Origin of the sequence: Paraburkholderia monticola (genome assembly GCF_001580545.1) — a bacterium.
Classification (GTDB): Bacteria; Pseudomonadota; Gammaproteobacteria; order Burkholderiales; family Burkholderiaceae; genus Paraburkholderia; species Paraburkholderia monticola.
In genome coordinates, this window is record NZ_LRBG01000004.1 from 524,743 (window position 1) to 542,017 (window position 17,275).

Annotated in this window: 17 protein-coding genes; 8 read left to right on the top strand and 9 right to left on the bottom strand. The window is 65.2% G+C overall.

Annotated elements, in window-relative coordinates; genetic code table 11:
- The first annotated feature begins 236 nt into the window (after window positions 1–236).
- The 4 genes from CI15_RS07225 (at window position 237) to icmF (ending at window position 7,021) form a co-directional block, all read left to right on the top strand.
- Window positions 237–767: a hypothetical protein gene (locus CI15_RS07225; protein WP_062125622.1), complete on the top strand. Its 531-nt coding sequence runs from the start codon at window positions 237–239 to the stop codon at window positions 765–767.
- Between the two features lie 583 nt (window positions 768–1,350).
- On the top strand, window positions 1,351–2,436 hold the full coding sequence (locus CI15_RS07230; protein ID WP_062125624.1) for a porin: 1,086 nt from the start codon (window positions 1,351–1,353) through the stop codon (window positions 2,434–2,436).
- A gap of 153 nt (window positions 2,437–2,589) precedes the next feature.
- Window positions 2,590–3,522 (top strand): LysR family transcriptional regulator, encoded by a 933-nt coding sequence (locus tag CI15_RS07235; protein ID WP_062125626.1) that lies wholly within the window; start codon window positions 2,590–2,592, stop codon window positions 3,520–3,522.
- A 121-nt stretch (window positions 3,523–3,643) separates the two neighbouring features.
- Window positions 3,644–7,021, top strand: coding sequence for a fused isobutyryl-CoA mutase/GTPase IcmF (icmF, locus tag CI15_RS07240; protein ID WP_062125628.1), 3,378 nt, complete (start codon window positions 3,644–3,646; stop codon window positions 7,019–7,021).
- A 52-nt stretch (window positions 7,022–7,073) separates the two neighbouring features.
- Here icmF and CI15_RS07245 read toward each other — a convergent pair whose 3' ends face one another.
- Window positions 7,074–8,033: an NAD(P)H-dependent flavin oxidoreductase gene (locus CI15_RS07245; protein WP_062125630.1), complete on the bottom strand. Its 960-nt coding sequence runs from the start codon at window positions 8,031–8,033 to the stop codon at window positions 7,074–7,076.
- A gap of 308 nt (window positions 8,034–8,341) precedes the next feature.
- On the opposite strand from CI15_RS07245, the gene CI15_RS07250 reads away from it, so the two are divergent.
- Window positions 8,342–9,232 (top strand): alpha/beta fold hydrolase, encoded by an 891-nt coding sequence (locus tag CI15_RS07250; protein ID WP_062125632.1) that lies wholly within the window; start codon window positions 8,342–8,344, stop codon window positions 9,230–9,232.
- Here the strand turns inward: CI15_RS07250 and CI15_RS07255 are convergent.
- Window positions 9,229–9,699, bottom strand: a complete 471-nt coding sequence (locus CI15_RS07255) for an Lrp/AsnC family transcriptional regulator (protein ID WP_062125633.1) — start codon at window positions 9,697–9,699, stop codon at window positions 9,229–9,231. The two genes, CI15_RS07250 and CI15_RS07255, sit on opposite strands and share 4 nt — an antisense overlap.
- Between CI15_RS07255 and CI15_RS37605 the strand changes: the two genes are divergently transcribed.
- Complete coding sequence (locus CI15_RS37605; protein ID WP_241495806.1) at window positions 9,698–9,958, top strand: hypothetical protein; 261 nt, start codon at window positions 9,698–9,700, stop codon at window positions 9,956–9,958. The two genes, CI15_RS07255 and CI15_RS37605, sit on opposite strands and share 2 nt — an antisense overlap.
- On the top strand, window positions 9,888–10,754 hold the full coding sequence (locus CI15_RS07260; protein WP_241495807.1) for a DMT family transporter: 867 nt from the start codon (window positions 9,888–9,890) through the stop codon (window positions 10,752–10,754). Before CI15_RS37605 ends, CI15_RS07260 begins: the two co-directional genes overlap by 71 nt.
- 269 nt (window positions 10,755–11,023) lie before the next feature.
- On the opposite strand, the gene CI15_RS07265 is transcribed toward CI15_RS07260, so the two are convergent.
- The 6 genes from CI15_RS07265 to CI15_RS07290 all read right to left on the bottom strand — a co-directional run bounded on the left by CI15_RS07265 (window position 11,024) and on the right by CI15_RS07290 (window position 15,174).
- On the bottom strand, window positions 11,024–11,941 hold the full coding sequence (locus tag CI15_RS07265) for an MBL fold metallo-hydrolase (protein ID WP_062125637.1): 918 nt from the start codon (window positions 11,939–11,941) through the stop codon (window positions 11,024–11,026).
- Entirely contained in the window at window positions 11,938–12,411 is a 474-nt protein-coding gene (locus tag CI15_RS07270) for a MaoC family dehydratase (RefSeq protein ID WP_062125639.1), read from the bottom strand. The genes CI15_RS07265 and CI15_RS07270 overlap by 4 nt, the downstream gene beginning before the upstream one ends.
- Entirely contained in the window at window positions 12,408–12,653 is a 246-nt protein-coding gene (locus tag CI15_RS07275) for a DUF1289 domain-containing protein (protein WP_062125641.1), read from the bottom strand. The genes CI15_RS07270 and CI15_RS07275 overlap by 4 nt, the downstream gene beginning before the upstream one ends.
- A gap of 5 nt (window positions 12,654–12,658) precedes the next feature.
- The gene (locus CI15_RS07280) at window positions 12,659–13,180 is read right to left on the bottom strand and encodes a YbaK/EbsC family protein (protein WP_062125643.1); all 522 of its coding nucleotides are present in this window, start codon (window positions 13,178–13,180) and stop codon (window positions 12,659–12,661) included.
- 34 nt (window positions 13,181–13,214) lie between these two features.
- On the bottom strand, window positions 13,215–14,153 hold the full coding sequence (locus CI15_RS07285) for a hydroxymethylglutaryl-CoA lyase (protein WP_062125644.1): 939 nt from the start codon (window positions 14,151–14,153) through the stop codon (window positions 13,215–13,217).
- Window positions 14,154–14,232: 79 nt separating this feature from the next.
- On the bottom strand, window positions 14,233–15,174 hold the full coding sequence (locus CI15_RS07290; RefSeq protein WP_062125646.1) for a 2-hydroxyacid dehydrogenase: 942 nt from the start codon (window positions 15,172–15,174) through the stop codon (window positions 14,233–14,235).
- Window positions 15,175–15,440: 266 nt separating this feature from the next.
- On the opposite strand from CI15_RS07290, the gene CI15_RS07295 reads away from it, so the two are divergent.
- Window positions 15,441–16,043, top strand: a complete 603-nt coding sequence (locus CI15_RS07295) for an RBBP9/YdeN family alpha/beta hydrolase (protein WP_062125648.1) — start codon at window positions 15,441–15,443, stop codon at window positions 16,041–16,043.
- Window positions 16,044–16,173: 130 nt separating this feature from the next.
- On the opposite strand, the gene bioB is transcribed toward CI15_RS07295, so the two are convergent.
- Window positions 16,174–17,244, bottom strand: a complete 1,071-nt coding sequence (gene bioB, locus CI15_RS07300; protein WP_062125650.1) for a biotin synthase BioB — start codon at window positions 17,242–17,244, stop codon at window positions 16,174–16,176.
- Window positions 17,245–17,275: the final 31 nt, after the last annotated feature.

Here is a 17,275-nt window from a genome sequence, read left to right on the forward strand (position 1 = left end):
GCACAGGGGCTCGCCCGCAGAAAAACGCCAGCGTAACAAGGTGTTACATCCACCGACGAGACCTAACACTTTTTGGCTCGACACCCTCTGCCGCCGACCATAAATTACCCGTTCAAAGGCCGTAGGGATGCCTGCGCCGCGACGGAAACGCGGTGCTTATTCTTCCTCCCGCAACAGGTCCATCGCAGCTCGAACGGTGGATTTCAGGCAAGTCTTCGGGCGTGAGAGTCACAAAGGTGGACGGGTTGTCGAGAACGAGGCACTGGGCGTGGGGCGCGGTCATCGCCGCGCTATGTTCGTTCGCCTATGCAAAAGGGCCGGGTGTGCCGCATGGTCCCGCTGCGGGCGCCGCGTATTCGCACGGCGGTGCCGAGCGTGCGCCGCGCATGGAGATGCGCGGCGGCGGCCGTTATGCCGGTGCAGGCAACATGGCTGCTCCTCGTACCTCGCATAACGCGATGGCTTTGCGTGACCCGCGCGCGCAGCGCGGCAACCCGAATATCGCGGACGCCAACTTCAGCTATGGTGCCGGCGCCTACAAGTCCGGCATGCGCCGTGTCGGCGATCCGTCCGGTTATGCCGGTGCGATCACGCCGGTCAGCGCGGAGTCCCGTCCGGTGCCGCATCCGCCGTCCAACATGCCGATGCGCAGCGGCTCGATTCGCGCCGACGTCGCCCGCTACAACGAAGAGCGCGGCGCAACGCGCCCCATGCAACGTCCCACCGACGATCAGCGGCCGCCGGAAGCTTCGCCGTACCGGAATTAGCTCAACGCGATTTACCTCAGCGTTTCGCGTCATGCGGAGCACTTCAGGCGCGACCTGAGAGGGTGAGCGCACCGCCCACTTCACTCCAACGCGAACTACCGCATCGCCGAAATCGCGATCGCGAGACGCGTTCTTCAGTTCCCCTTCCACGCTCGATCGCGCAGCTTCGCGCGTTCTGCTCTCCGTCCGTGTCCCGAATCTGACGTTTCGACGCCACACTTTTTTGAAAACACCCGGCATCGAAGTTTCGGTCGGCGTCAAATCTTGGCATTCTCCCGCGTCGCGTCATCGGCACGTCATTCGAGGCGTTCAAGCGCGCTGTGGCGCGCGATGCGCCGCATGACGCATTGCGTTCGCGCGGCTGGCGGCCGTCCATTCAAAGGACCGTTATCGAGCCGCCGGCCGACCAAACTACTCAGACCGATATACCGGCAATAAGCAGCGATATTTTTGTTCATAAAAATGATCCGCAAAGATGGTCCGGCCCAGATTGACTCGACGGTCGAACGGATAACAACAACGGTTCGCGCGAGCGCCCCCCTTTCGCACAGCCACACCCTTTGACAGAGATTTTGGAGAATCCATGAACACAAGCCTCAGCAGCGTGCTGAAGACGACTCTCAAGGCCACTGCATGCGTCGCCGTGCTGGCGAGCGCATCATCGGCGTTCGCGCAATCGAGCGTGCAGCTCTATGGCCAGGTCGACGAATGGGTCGGCTCGCAGAAGTTTCCGGGTGGCCAGGCCGCAGCGGTCGTGTCGGGCGGCGGCATGTCGACGTCGTACTGGGGCTTCAAGGGGACCGAGGATCTGGGCAACGGCTACAAGGCGATCTTCACGGTCGAAGGCTTCTTCCGTGCGCAGACCGGTGAATCCGGCCGCTTCACCGGCGACACGATGTTCTCGCGCAACGCCTACGTCGGCATCGAGTCGCCGTACGGCACCGTGACCGCCGGCCGTCTGACCACGCCGCTGTTCGTCTCGACGATCCTGTTCAACCCGTTCGTCGATTCGTACGTGTTCTCGCCGATGGTCGCTCACGTGTACCTCGGCCTCGGCACGTTCCCGACCTACACGACCGACCAGGGCGTGACCGGCGACTCGGGCTGGAACAACGCGGTGTCGTACTCGTCGCCGAACTTCAACGGCCTGTCGGCGACGGCGATGTACGCGCTCGGCAATACGACCCAGAACGGCGCGAAGAAGTGGAGCGGCCAGGTCCTGTACTTCCACGGCCCGTTCGCGGCGACCCTCGTGTACCAGTACGTGAACTTCAACAACGTGCCGGGCGATCTCGGCAGCTTCGAAACCTCGGGCGTGCCGGGCCTGCGCAGCCAGAGCGTCGCGCAGGCGGGCGTGACGTACGACCTGAAGTTCGTGAAGCTGTACGGCCAATACATGTACACGTACAACGACCAGCAGGTGACGAGCTGGCACGTGAACACCGGACAGGGCGGCGTCACGGTGCCGTTCGGACCGGGCTCGGTGATGGCGTCGTTTGCGTATTCGCGTAACGGCGGCGGCTTGAACCAGGCGCGCCAGACGGCGGCGATCGGCTACGACTATCCGCTGTCCAAGCGCACCGACCTCTATGCCGCGTACCTGTACGACCATATCAACGGGCAGTCGAGCGGCAACACGTACGGCGCCGGGTTGCGCGCGAAGTTCTGATCGATTCGTCCCAAGTCTCATAGCAAAGCCCGCGTTCCGTCCGGAACGCGGGCTTTGTCGCTTTCGGACACCGTCGAATGCGGGCCTTTGCTGCCATGCTTTTGATAAACCCGGCAAAATGGCGTCGATTGATTCCTGAAGCGAGCGATTGAGATGGACACCCTCGTCAGCATGAAAGTGTTTCGCCACGTGGTCGAAGCCGGTAGCTTCGTCGGCGCGGCGGAGAAGATGGAGATGTCGGCGGCGATGGCGAGCAAGCACGTGATGCACCTGGAGCAGCAGCTCGGCGCGCGCTTGCTGAACCGCACCACGCGCCGCGTCGCGCCGACCGAGGCCGGCCGCGAATACTACGAGCGGCTGAGCCAGGCGCTCACCGAGCTCGACGAGGCCGGTCAGGCGGTCGGCGCGGCGAGCGTCGTGCCGCACGGGCGGCTGCGGGTGTCGTCGCTGTCGGCGTTCGGCCTGAATCACGTGATGGCCGCCGTCGCCGACTACGCCGCGCAGTATCCGCAAGTGACCGTCGATATGACGCTGTCCGACCGCGTCGTCGAGCTGATCGACGAAGGCTTCGACGTCGCGATCCGCGCGTCGCCGGGCGGCCTCAAGTCGTCCTCGCTGATCGCGCGGCAGATCGCGACCGCGCATCTGGTGCTGTGCGCGTCGCCCGCCTATCTGCGCAAGCACGGCACGCCGAAAAGCGTCGCCGATCTCGCGCGGCACAACTATCTGCAGTACGCGGGCGTCTCGGCGCTCGAAGTCGCGACCGGCGACGCGGGCTCGCGCGTGCGTCTGTCGGGCAACCTGATCGTCAATCAGCTCGAGGCGCAGCGCGTGGTCGTGCTGCATGGCGCGGGTATCGCGATGCTGGGCACCGAGGTGATCGGCAGCGATCTCGCCGAGGGGCGGCTCGTGCCGCTGCTCGTCGACGAAGTGCCGCCGCGCGAGTTGCCGATCCACGTCGTCTACACGAGCCGGCGGCATCTGTCGGCCAAGGTGCGCTCGTTCGTCGATTTTCTGGCGGCGCGGTTCGCGAACGAGTCGCTGTGGCCGTCGCTCGACGAGATCAGGGCGTTGGCGGTGCGGTAACCAGCCACCGCCAAACCGCACCAAACCGCTCCAAACTGCCCGCCCCGCGCAGTCCTGCCGCGTTACCCCGTTTCTATATACTGACTGTCAACACCCGTCAGTTAAATGATCTGGGGGAGACATGACCGATTTGTCCACGCCGCAGCGTGCCGGCAGCCATGCGCTGCCCACGGGCCGGCGCCTGCGCTTCGTCACCGCCGCCGCACTGTTCGATGGCCACGACGCGTCGATCAACATCATGCGGCGCATCCTGCAGGCGAGCGGCGTCGAGGTGATCCACCTCGGCCACAATCGCTCCGTCGCCGAAGTCGCGGCCGCCGCGCTCGACGAGGACGCCGACGGCGTCGCCGTGTCGAGCTACCAGGGCGGCCACAACGAATACTTCCGCTATCTGGTCGAGTTGCTGCGTGCGCGCGGCGGCGAGCGCATCAAGGTGTTCGGCGGCGGCGGCGGGGTGATCGTCCCCGAGGAGATCGCCGCGCTCGAACGCGATGGCGTCGAGAAGATCTACTCGCCGCACGAGGGGCAGCGGCTCGGTCTGCAAGGCATGATCGACGACATGATCGCGCGCTGCGTCGAAGGCGCGCGCGCGGCCGACGCGACGCGCGCCACGCCGGTGCGTGAATGGCTCACCGAGCTGGCCGCGCGGCCTTTATCGCATTGCAGCGAGGCCGACCCCAGGCGCGACTCACCCTCCGCCGATCCCGCCGCGCCCATCTTCCGCCGTCTCGCGCAACTGATCAGCGCGTTCGAAACGAATACCGTCGACGCCGCCGCGCGCGAGCAGCTATCGACACTCGCGCAGGCGACGCGAATCCCGGTGCTCGGCATCACCGGCACCGGCGGCGCGGGCAAGTCATCGCTGACCGACGAGCTGGTCCGCCGCTTCCGGCTCGACTACGGCGACACGCTGAGCATCGCCGTGCTCGCGATCGATCCGTCGCGCCGCAAATCCGGCGGCGCGCTGCTCGGCGACCGCATCCGCATGAACGCGATCGGCGATTGGGGCGGCGGCGCCCGTGTCTATATGCGCTCGATGGCCACGCGCGAGGCTGCGAGCGAAATCTCCGATTCGCTGCCCGCCGCGCTGATGCTGTGCAAGGCCGCCGGCTTCGATCTGATCGTCGTCGAGACTTCGGGGATCGGTCAGGGCGATGCGGCGATCGTGCCGTTCGTCGACGAATCGCTGTACGTGATGACACCGGAGTTCGGCGCCGCGAGCCAGCTCGAGAAGATCGACATGCTCGACTTCGCGAGCTTCGTCGCGATCAACAAGTTCGATCGCAAGGGCGCGCAGGATGCGTTGCGCGACGTCGCGAAGCAGGTGCAGCGCAACCGCGCGGAGTTCGCGGCATCGCCCGACGCGATGCCGGTGTTCGGCACGATCGCGTCGCGTTTCAACGATGACGGCGTGACCGCGCTGTACCGGCGCATCGCCGCTGCGCTGCGCGCGCACGGCTTGCGCGAGGGCGGCGCACGGCTCGGCGCACCCGACGGCCTGCGCTTCTCGAGCAACCTGCATGCGATCGTGCCGCCCGCGCGCGTGCGCTACCTGGCCGACATCGCGCTGACGGTGCGCGGCTATCGCGAGCGGGCCGACGCGCAGGCGCAAATCGCGCGCCAGCGCTGGCAGCTCGTCGAAACCCGCCGCATGCTCGGCGAGGCGGGCGGCGAGGCAGGAGGCGACCCGGCGTCGCTCGACGCGCTGATCGAACAACGCAGCGCCGCGCTCGGCGAACGCGAACGCAAGCTGCTCGACGCGTGGCCGCAAACGGTGGCCGCTTATGCCGGCGACGAACACGTGGTACGCATCCGCGAACGCGAAATCCGCACCGCGCTGACGGTGACGACGTTATCCGGCTCCGAGGTCCGCAAAGTGTCGCTGCCGAAATTCGTCGATCACGGCGAGATCCTGCGCTGGCTGATGCTCGACAATCTGCCCGGCTATTTTCCGTTCACGGCCGGCGTGTTTCCGTTTCGCCGCGAGAACGAGGACCCGACGCGCATGTTCGCGGGCGAGGGCGATCCGCAGCGCACCAATCGCCGCTTCAAGCTGCTGTCGGAAGGCATGCCGGCCAAGCGCCTATCCACCGCGTTCGACTCGGTGACGCTGTACGGCGAGGAGCCGCACGAGCGCCCGGACATCTACGGCAAGGTCGGCAATTCGGGCGTGTCGGTCGCGACGCTCGACGACATGAAGACGCTGTACGACGGCTTCGACCTGTGCTCGCCGGAAACCTCGGTGTCGATGACGATCAACGGCCCCGCGCCGACGATCCTCGCGATGTTCTTCAACGTCGCGATCGACCAGCAGATCGCGCGCAAGGAAACGGAGCAGGGCCGCCCGCTGACCGACCACGAACTCGCCGCGACGCGCCGCAGCGCGCTCGAAAACGTGCGCGGCACCGTGCAGGCCGACATCCTGAAGGAAGACCAGGGGCAGAACACCTGCATCTTCTCGACCGAATTCAGCCTGAAGGTGATGGGCGATATTCAGGCGTATTTCGTCGAAAACGGCGTGCGGAATTTCTATTCGGTGTCGATCTCCGGCTATCACATCGCCGAGGCTGGCGCGAACCCGATCTCGCAGCTCGCCTACACGCTCGCGAACGGCTTTACGTACGTCGAGGCGTATCTCGCCCGCGGCATGTCGATCGACGACTTCGCGCCGAATCTGTCGTTCTTCTTCTCGAATGGCATGGACCCGGAGTACACGGTGCTCGGTCGCGTCGCGCGACGTATCTGGGCGATCGCGATGCGCGAGCGCTATGGCGCGAACGAGCGCAGCCAGAAGCTCAAGTATCACGTGCAGACGTCGGGCCGCAGCCTGCACGCGCAGGAGATCGATTTCAACGATATCCGCACGACGCTGCAGGCGCTGATCGCGATCTACGACAACTGCAACTCGCTGCACACCAATGCGTTCGATGAAGCGATCACGACGCCGACCGAGGAATCGGTGCGCCGCGCGGTCGCGATCCAGCTGATCATCAATCGCGAATGGGGGTTAGCGAAGAACCAGAACCCGAATCAGGGCAGCTTCGTGATCGAGGAGTTGACCGATCTGGTCGAGGAAGCGGTGCTCGCCGAGTTCGAGCGGCTGACCGAGCGCGGCGGCGTGCTCGGCGCGATGGAAACGGGCTATCAGCGCGGACGGATCCAGGACGAGTCGATGCTGTACGAGCATCGCAAGCATGACGGCTCATATCCGATCGTCGGCGTGAACACGTTCCTGAGCGCGCATCCGCATGAAGCGCCGCGGCCGCTCGTGCTGGCGCGTTCCACCGACGCGGAAAAGCAGAGTCAGCTGCGGCGGCTGCGCGAGTTCCAGACGCGCCACCGCGAGGCCGCGCCTCACGCGCTCGAACGCCTGAAGCGCGCAGTGATCGACGACGACAACGTCTTCGCGGTGCTGATGGACGTGGTGCGCGTGTGTTCGCTCGGGCAAATCACTCACGCGCTCTTTGAAGTGGGCGGGCAGTATCGGCGCAATATGTAGCACGCCGGCGGGGCGGATAGGCGGGGCGGGTCGGCCCGCCCCGTTCGATGCCTCAGCGCGCGATGCCGAGGCGCGCCTTCGCGTCGTCGTATTCCTTCTTCAGACGCTGCACGAGTTCGGCGACGTCCGGCACGTCGTCCATCAGGCCGACGCCCTGGCCGGCGCCCCAGATGTCCTTCCACGCCTTCGCCTTGTCGCTGCCGAAGTTCATCTTGGTCTTGTCCGATTCGGGCAGCGCGTCCGGGTCGAGCCCCGCGTTCTGAATGCTCTCGCGGATGTAGTTGCCGTGCACGCCGGTGAACAGGTTCGTGTAGATGATGTCGGCGGACTTCGAGTTGATGATCGCCTGCTTGTAGGCCTCGACCGCGTGGGCTTCCTTCGTCGCGATGAAGCGCGTGCCCATGTAGGCGAGATCCGCGCCCATCGCCTGCGCGGCGAGAATCGAGCCGCCGTTCGCGATCGAGCCCGACAGCACGATCGGGCCGTCGAAAATGCGCCGCACCTCGCCGACCAGCGCGAACGGCGAAGTGGTGCCCGCATGGCCGCCCGCGCCTGACGCGACCAGAATCAGCCCGTCGACGCCCGCGTCCAGCGCCTTTTGCGCATGACGCAGATTGATCACGTCGTGCAGCACGATGCCGCCATAGCTATGCACCGCGTCGACGATTTCACGCGCCGGCGCGCGCAAGCTCGTGATGAAGATCGGCACCTTGTGTTCGACGCACACGCGCACGTCGTGCTCGAGCCGCGCATTCGACTGATGGACGATCTGATTGACCGCGATCGGCCCGATGACCGCATCCGGGTTCGCGGCCTTGTGCTCGGCGAGCTGAGCCTGGATCTGCGTCAGCCATTCGTCGAGCAGCTCGGCCGGGCGTGCGTTGAGGGCCGGGAATGAGCCGACGATCCCGGCCTTGCACTGCGCCAGCACGAGGTCGGGATAGCTGACGATGAACATCGGCGAAGCGACGACGGGCAGCGCGAGGTTTTGCAGAACGGCGGGCAGTGCCATGGTGCGAGTCTCCAGATTGAGCCAACCGGAGCGATTCGCCCGGCGTTTGATGAGTTTAGCGGCACGGCGGATGCCAGGTCGATCGGCGGATCCATCCGACCATCACACGAAACCGGCATGCCGCAGCCGCCCCCAAATTTTAGAACGGTCGTTCGATTATAAGCGAAGCGTGTGATCCGCGCTCGGCGGGTGGGTTTGAAACAGTTCGAAGGAGTATTCAGGTTCCATGTTTCGTGGGCTATCCCACCCCGCGCGGCGCTGGCGGCCTTCTACAATGCACAGACCCTCAAAACAACCAACGGGACGTCATGGCCTTCGAAAATTTTTCGCCTTTTCGCGTCGCCGTGGGCGATGTCGATATTTTCGGAGTGAAGGGCGGCGCCGGGCCGCCTCTGCTGCTGCTGCACGGCCATCCGCAATCCCATCGGATCTGGGAGCGCTGCGCCGCGCCGCTCGCGCAGCACTTCACGGTGATCGCGACCGATCTGCGCGGCTACGGCGCATCAGGCAAACCGCCGAGCGATGCCGCGCACACGCCGTATTCGAAACGCGCAATGGCCGCCGACCAGGTCGCGGTCATGCGGCACTTCGGCTTCGAGCGCTTCCTCGTCTGCGCGCACGATCGCGGCGCGCGCGTCGCGCACCGGATGGCGCTCGATCACGCCGACGCGGTCGAACGTCTGATGCTGCTCGATATCGCACCGACGCTCGCGATGTACGAAGCCACCGACCGCGCGTTCGCGACGCATTACTTCCACTGGTTCTTCCTGATCCAGCCGGAGCCGCTGCCCGAAACGCTGATCGGCGCGAATCCGGCCGCCTATGTCGATGCGGTGATGGGCGGGCGTCACGCGGGCCTCGCACCGTTCGACCCCGCCGCACTCGATGCCTATCGCGCCGCACTCACGCAACCGGGGGCGGTGCACGCCATGTGCGAGGACTATCGCGCGTCGGCGAGCATCGATCTCGAGCACGATCGTGCCGATATCGAGCGCGGCAACAAGATCGGCTGTCCGCTGCGCGTGCTGTGGGGCGACAAGGGCGTGATCGAGAAATGCTTCGATGCGCTCGCCGAATGGCGCCACGTCGCGCGCGACGTGAGCGGCCGCGCGCTGTCGTGCGGGCACTATCTGCCCGAGGAAGCGCCGGACGAGCTGGTCGCCGAGATGCTGTCGTTCTTCGAAGCGGTCGAACCCTAGCCGAGCGGCGGCAGCCGCCGCGCGACCGGCGTCGATTTGATGATCGCGGTGCTGGTCTCCGCGCGCTCGGTCACTTTCGACAGGATCTCGTCGAGTTGCTCGATCGAATGCAGGTACAGCCGGCAGATGAAGCAATCGTCGCCGGTCACCTTGTCGCATTCGACGAACTCCGGGATGCGCCGGATCACGTCTTCCACCAGATGCAACTGGCCGGGTAGCGGCTTCACGCGCACGATCGCCTGCAACGTGAAGCCGAGCGCGCGGGGTTCGATCTGCACCGTGAAGCGCTCGATCACGCCTTGCGCTTCGAGCCGTCGCACGCGTTCGGCCGTGCTCGGCGCCGATAAACCGACCACGCGCGCGAGTTCGCTGACCGGCTGGCGCGCGTCCTGCGCGAGCGCGGCGAGCAGCGCGCGGTCGGTGTCGTCGAGTGCGACCGGTGCTATCGAAGCAAGGCGTTTGCTCATGATGGCCTTCGTTTATGAGGTGAAAATCCGGCAACGCTTAAGTTTAGTCATGTATTCGTGCGGGCGGATTAATTACACTGCCAGTCATGCAGGCATCAATCCGGGATCGAATCATGGCTTCAACGAACAAGGCTTCAGCGACAACCGCAACGGGCGCGTCGAGCGACATTCGGCGCGGCGCGGCGGAGATGAGCATCGCGATGCTGATGTCGGGCACGATCGGCTGGCTCGTCGTGTCGTCGCAGCAAAGCCCGTTTAACGTGGTGTTCTTTCGCTGCATCTTCGGCGGCGCGACGCTTGCACTCGTCTGCGCCGTGCTCGGCCTGTTTCGCCGCGAGCTGTTCTCGTGGAAGATGCTCGGCCTCGCGCTGCTCGGCGGCGCGGCGATCGTCGCGAACTGGGTGCTGCTGTTCGCCGCGTATTCGCGCGCATCGATTTCGATGGCGACGGCCGTCTACAACACCCAGCCGTTCATGCTGGTTGCGCTCGGCGCGCTGGTGTTTCGCGAGCGCATCAGCGCGTCGACGCTCGCGTGGCTCGTGGTCGCGTTCGTCGGCCTCGTATTCGTCGTGAAGGTCGAACCTGCGGTGCTCGCGGTGCCTGGGCAGTACCTGGTCGGCGTCGCTTACGCGGTCGGCGCGGCGGCCATGTACGCGGTGTCGTCGATCATCACGAAGCGGCTGAAGGGCACGCCACCGCATCTGCTCGCGCTGATCCAGGTGTCGCTCGGCGTGCTGCTGCTCGCGCCGTTCGTGCGCTTCGACGCGCTGCCGGCAAGCGCCACGCAATGGCTCGACCTGATCGTGCTCGGCGTCGTCCATACCGGCCTCATGTACGTGCTGCTGTATGGCGCGATCCAGAAGCTGCCGACGACGATGACAGGCGCGCTGTCCTTCATCTATCCGGTGGTCGCAATCATCGTCGATCGGGTTGCGTTCGGTCAGACGCTTGCGTGGATTCAGGTGATCGGTGCCGCGCTGATTTTGCTGGCGGCGGCGGGCGTCAATCTCGGATGGCGGATCGTGCCGCAGAAGAAGCGCTTATCGTCCACGTGATGCCAACGGAACGTTTAATCGGGCATTGCTACGGATTGCAGAATAAAGCGCGCGCATTCATACCGATAACACGGCTTCATGACACAACATGTATGCATTTGTAAAACGTGCTGTCAATTTTCTGTAGGGAAATCACCGATGCGTTGCGAAAACCCGCACGCGTATCATTGATAGCGACGCTGATCACGTCCACACAGATGTTCCGCCGCTCGCTTCGTCGAGCGGTTTTCTTTTTGTGGCGACGGTTTTGCGTTCCGGTTCACTTTTATTCAACGCCGCGCGAGAATCCGCGTGCCGTCCACCTCGAGCGGTCCATCCTTCGCCGCTAGTTCCCCGATCATTCCTTTCAACAACGCAGGCCATTCGCCGCGCGGCTTGAGCATCGACGCGGCGGCACGCATCACGGCCGCGTCGTCGAGCATGCACAGCAGCGTGTCGAGTGTCATCTCGCGGACTTCGAGCAGCTTGAACACGATCAGCACTTTCAGCGCGTTCCTCGCGTTGCGCGTGGGATCGGCGCGCAACCAGGCGACACGCGACATCGCGCGTTCGAGCGCCGCTTCGACCTGCGTGAACGGCGCGCCGTGGCCCGGAATGACGACCCGCACGTCGAGTGTCGCGATCAGGTCGAGCACGGCCTGCTGCTCGGCGAAGCCGCTCTCGCCTTCGAGTTCGGGAAAGATCACGCCGAAGCCGTTTTCCCATAGCGCGTCCGCGCTGATCAGCAAACGTTCGTCGGCGCAATAGAGCATCAGCGAATGCGGATCGTGGCCGGGCGCGCCGAGCACCTGCCAGTCGAGCGCGCCGAGCCGCAGGCGCGCGCCGGGCGCGAGCGTGCCGGTGAAGCCGAAGCGCTCGCAGGTCTGGCCGGTCGCGCGAAAGGTGAGCCGCGCTTCATCCCAGTCGCGGACGGCATCGGCTTCGGAAGAGGGAATCAGCGTGCGACACGGCCACGTGGCTTGCAACAGCGCATTGCCGCCGCAGTGATCCGAATGCAGATGGGTGTTGACGATCAGATCGAGCGGCCGCGTGCCCAACGCGTTGCGTACCAGCGCGACCGTTTGCGATGCGTGCGTCGCATAGCCGGTGTCGACGAGCGCGGCCCCTGTTTCGTCGACGAGCAGCACGTTGTTCGACGACAGCCAGCCGCGTTCGAACACCTGGATCGATGCGGGCAGCGCAATCATGGCGTGGCGGCTCCCGCTTGTGCATGCGCGAGCGCGTCGGGCTTTGGCATCACCAGAATGGTCGACGTGCCCGTCAACATCAGCTCGCCGCGCTGATTGACCACCGAACCTTCGAGATACGTCAGATCGCCGTTCAGGCTCGGCTTCCAGTGAGCGTCGCGCACGCGCCAAGTGATCGTCAGTGTGTCGTGCGCCTGCACCGCCTGCTTGAGCTTGATGTCGAATTCGAGGCCGAGCGGCTGCGCGTAAGTCGAGAAATGCGTGGCCAGCAGCGCCATGAAATACGCGGCGGGTTGCGTGCCCGATGCGATCAACCCGCCAAAGCGGCTTTGCGCGGCATACGCTTCGTCGTGATGCAGCGGGTTCAAATCGTTGACGAGCGTCGCGAACGATTTGATCGAATCCGCCGACAACTCGAGCGTCGACTGAAACGTCTCACCGGGCGTCACGATGCGCGGCGCCGCGTTCATTGCTTCTCCTTGCTCTTCAATGTAGCGCGGCTTGCCATGAACTGCGCGTGGCGCACTTCGATCGCGTCCCACACCGCGCGTTTCGCGTCGTCGTCGAACGTCGACCAGCCGGCGATTTCGTCGATCGTGCGCAGGCATCCCTCGCACCAGCCCGTCGACGCATCCATCCTGCACACGCTGATGCACGGCGACGGCACGGAACCGTCGTCGTGCCTGGCGTCGTAAGGGGTGCCGCTCGCCATCGTGTTCAGGCGGGCTCGCGCAAGGCGACATCGACGACCGGTGCCCCCGTCAGCGCGATCAGCTCTTGTGCGGTCAGATTGAACACCGCGTGCGGATGACCGGCGGCGGCCCACAGACTTTCCAGCTCGAGCAGATCGGCGTCGATCAGCGTAACCGGCTCGGTCGCATGACCGACCGGGCACACGCCGCCGATCGCATAGCCGGTTTTTTCGCGCACGAACTTCGCGTCCGCGCGGCCGATCGCGCCGACTTGCGCGGCCACTTTCTTCTCGTCGACGCGATTCGCGCCGCTCGCGATCACGAGCACGGGCGCGTCGTCTTCGCGGCGCCGGAACAGAATCGACTTGGCGATCTGCGCAACCGAGCAGCCGAGTCCGGCGGCCGCCTCGGCGGAAGTCTTGCCGGTTTCCGGCAGCATGACGATTCGCCCCGCGTGACCGCGCTCGCGCAGCAGCAGCGCGACGCGGCGTGCCGAGTCGGGCAGCGCGGCGAGATCGTCGGAGTCGAAGGACGCGAGGTCGTTCATCGTGTGTGATCCTGAATGAAAATGGAGGGGGCGCTCATGCGCAGGTATTCGGTTCACTGCGCGCTTCGCTGCGCGCCTTCGCGAGCAGCGCCTTGCCGGCGCGCGAGACGTTGGGCCGGCCAATCGCGTTGGAAATGAAATCACCGATTTCGACCACTTGCGCGAGGTCGATACCGGTCTCGATGCCGAGGCCGTTCATCAGATACAGCACATCTTCGGTCGCGACGTTGCCGGTTGCGCCCTTCGCATACGGGCAGCCGCCGAGCCCCGCGACCGACGCATGAAAAATCTCCACGCCTTCGAGCAGCGCCGCGTAGATGTTCGCGAGTGCCTGACCATAGGTGTCGTGGAAGTGTCCCGACAGATGCTCGCGCGGAAACACCTCGGTCACCGCCTCGAACACTTCGCGGGTGCGTTTCGGGGTGCCGACGCCGATCGTGTCGGCGATATCGATCTCGTCGCAGCCGAGCGCCGCGAAACGCTTCACGACATCGACGACCGATGCGACCGGCACCTCGCCCTGATACGGGCAGCCGAGCGCGCACGACACGCTGCCGCGAATCCGCAGGCCATGTTCTTTCGCCGCCGCGGCGACCGGCGCGAAGCGCTCGATGCTCTCCGCGATGCTGCAGTTGATGTTCTTCTGCGAGAACGCCTCGCTCGCGGCGCCGAAGATCACGATCTCGTCGGCACGCGCGGCGAGCGCGCCTTCGAAGCCGCGCAGATTCGGCGTCAGCACCGAGTAGATCGTGCCGGCACGGCGCTCGATGCCGGCCATCACGTCGGCGCCGTCGGCCATCTGCGGCACCCACTTCGGCGAGACGAACGACGCCGCCTCGACGTTGCGCAATCCCGCCGCCGACAGACGGTTGATCAGCTCGATCTTGGTCGCGCTCGGCACGAAATCCTTCTCGTTCTGCAGTCCGTCGCGCGGACCGACCTCGACGATTTTCACTTGCTTTGGTAAGGCCATGATGTGTCTCCGATCCCATCCATTCATTTCAGCGCGGGCGCCAGCGCGCGCCAGCGACGTCCGCCTGCGCGAGTCTCACTCAGTAGCCGCGCTCCAGTTGCACCGCGCCGCTCACTGGCTCACCGCGCATCAGCGCTTCGATCTTGCTCGCGACCTGCGCGACGCTATCCTCGCGCAACGTCAGTGCCGACGTGTGCGGCGTGATCGTAATACGCGGCTCGCGCCAGAACGGATGATCGGCGGGCAGCGGTTCCTTGCGGAACACGTCGAGCGTCGCGGCGGTGAGCTGGCCGCTCGCGAGCGCCGCGAGCAGATCCGCTTCGACCAGATGCGCGCCGCGCGCGACGTTGATCAGATACGCGCCGCGCGCGAGCTTCGCGAACACTCGCGCATTCAGCACGCCTTCCGTGTCGGGCGTATGCGGCAACAGATTGACGAGCACCTTCACGCCGTCGAGAAACGTGTCGAACTGCGCGTCGCCCGCGAATGTCGCGATGCCGTCGATCTGCTTCGCGCTGCGGCTATAGCCGCGCACCGGCAGGCCGAACGAAGCGAGCGATTGCGCGACCTGCGCGCCGAGCACGCCGAGTCCGAGCACGCCGACCGTGAACGTCGCGCGTGGATGCGGCTCGAGCACTTGCCAGCGGCGCTCGCCTTGCAGCGTTTGATATTCGTCGAAGCGGCGCAGATAGCGCAGCACCGCGTGCGTCACGTACTCGACCATCTGCACGCCCATGCCCGTATCTTCGAGGCGAATCAGCGGCACCTCGCGCGGCAACGTGCCGGGCTGCTCGCGTTCGAGCGCGAGAATCGCATCGACGCCCGCACCAAGATTGAAGATCGCGCGCAGCGAATGGCGGCCGGCCAGCATCTCGCGCGGCGGACGCCAGACCACCGCGAAATCGGCGGGGGCGGTGTCGCCGGGCTGCCATTGGCGTAGCTCGGCCGCGGGCAGTGCGCGCGCGAAGTCGTGAAGCCACGCTGCGGCTTCGGTATGCGGTGCGTAGAAAAGGATTTTCATGCGATCCGGAATGCGTCGGCGTCGATGTGAGCACGAGCGGAGCGGACCCGGACGGCGCCGTGACATTCGAACGACGCGTGCGGCATCGGGTCTCCTCCCGCTATGAATAGGCCTCATTCTACGTTTTCGACGCCAATCGCGCGCGTTTGCGCACGCTCGCGCATTTTTTCGTTTGACCCATAACGAAAGCACAAAAACTTGGTTCATCGACGCACGACACAGCGGGACAATGATTGCCCGGATTCTCTGCGCAGCGAGGCACGCACATGCTTTCATGCACCCGATCGAGCTGGCCGCCACGGCTCGTCACCGTTCCCGGCCTGCACGGCAGCGAAGGCGCGCATTGGCAGACATGGTTGGAGCGGCAGTTCGCGCGCTCGCTGCGCGTCGAGCAGGCCAACTGGGATGCGCCCGATCTCGCGAGCTGGGCGCAGTCGTTGCGCGATCTGCTCGCGCGTGAACGCGGCCCGTTCGTGCTGGCCGCGCATAGCTTCGGTTGTCTCGCGAGCGCGTATGCGTTGCAACAGGGCGGGCTGACGGGCGACGTGATCGGCGTGCTGTTCGTCGCGCCCGCGAGTCCGCGCAAGTTCGCGTTCGCGGGACCGTTCGACGCGCGCCGCATCGGCGTGCCGTCGATCCTGATCGGCAGCGAGACCGATCCGTGGATGACGCTTGGCGACGCGCGCGAACTCGCGCAGCGCTTCGGCAGCGCCTTCGTCAATCTTGGCGACGCGGGGCATATCAACACGGCGGCGGGCTTCGGTCCGTGGCCGCGCGCGAAGTACTTCGTCGATACGCTCATCCATTGCGCGGCGCCGCTGCGCTTTCGCGAAGACGCGATCGAAACCGCGCAGCATGCGCTCGTGTGATCGTCTTGCGGGGGTAAGCGCGAGGTAGACCTCGCGTCGAAAGAAAAAAGGCTGCTTCGCAAAACGAAGCAGCCTTTTTTATTCACGCACGCTTAACGCATGCGATTTAGCGATGCAGCGGCTCAACCACTCAATTCGCAGCCCCATGCTCGCCATGCCCACACCCATGCTCGCAGCCACTCTGCTCAACGGGCATCTGCTGCGCGGCTTCAGCGCGAATGCCCAGACGCGCGAGCAGCTTGCGGTCCGCCTCCGCCTGCGGATTGCTCGTGGTCAGCAACTGGTCGCCGTAGAAAATCGAATTCGCGCCAGCGAGGAAGCACATCGCCTGCAAGGCCTCGTCCATCTGCTCGCGGCCCGCCGATAGACGCACCATCGCGCGCGGCATCGTGATGCGCGCAATCGCGATCGTGCGCACGAATTCGAACGGATCGATCGCTTCAGTGCCGGTCAGCGGCGTGCCTTGCACCTGCACGAGATTGTTGATCGGCACCGATTCCGGATACGGCTCCATGTTCGCCAGTTGCGCGATCAGCCCCGCGCGTTCGCGGCGCGATTCGCCCATTCCGACGATGCCGCCGCAGCACACGTTGATGCCCGCATCGCGCACACGCTCGAGCGTATCGAGACGGTCCTGATACGTGCGCGTCGAAATGATCTGTCCGTAGAACTCCGGCGACGTATCGAGGTTGTGGTTGTAGTAATCGAGACCCGCATCGGCGAGCGCCTTCGCCTGGTGATTTTCGAGCATGCCGAGCGTCACGCAGGTTTCGAGGCCCATCGCCTTCACGCCGCGGATCATGTCCTTGATCGGCTCGAGATGGCGGTCCTTCGGATTGCGCCATGCGGCGCCCATGCAGAAACGCGTCGCGCCGTTCTGCTTGGCGACTTGCGCGGCGGCGAGCACGTCGTCGACGGCCATCAGCTTGTCGGCGGCAAGACCGGTGTCGTGATGCACCGACTGCGGACAGTACGCGCAATCCTCTTCGCAGCCGCCGGTCTTGATCGACAGCAGCGTCGACAGTTGCACCGCGTTTGCGTCGAAATGCTCGCGATGCGTTTGCTGCGCGCGAAACAGCAGGTCGTTGAACGGCAGGTCATACAGCGCGACGATATCGGCGACGCGCCAGCGCGCGAGCGGTTTGGCTTCGGCGGTGGTGCTCGTGTCGGCGGTACCCGCTGCGATGTTCAGTTGAGTCATGTGATCGATCCTCGTGTTCGGAAGAAATAGG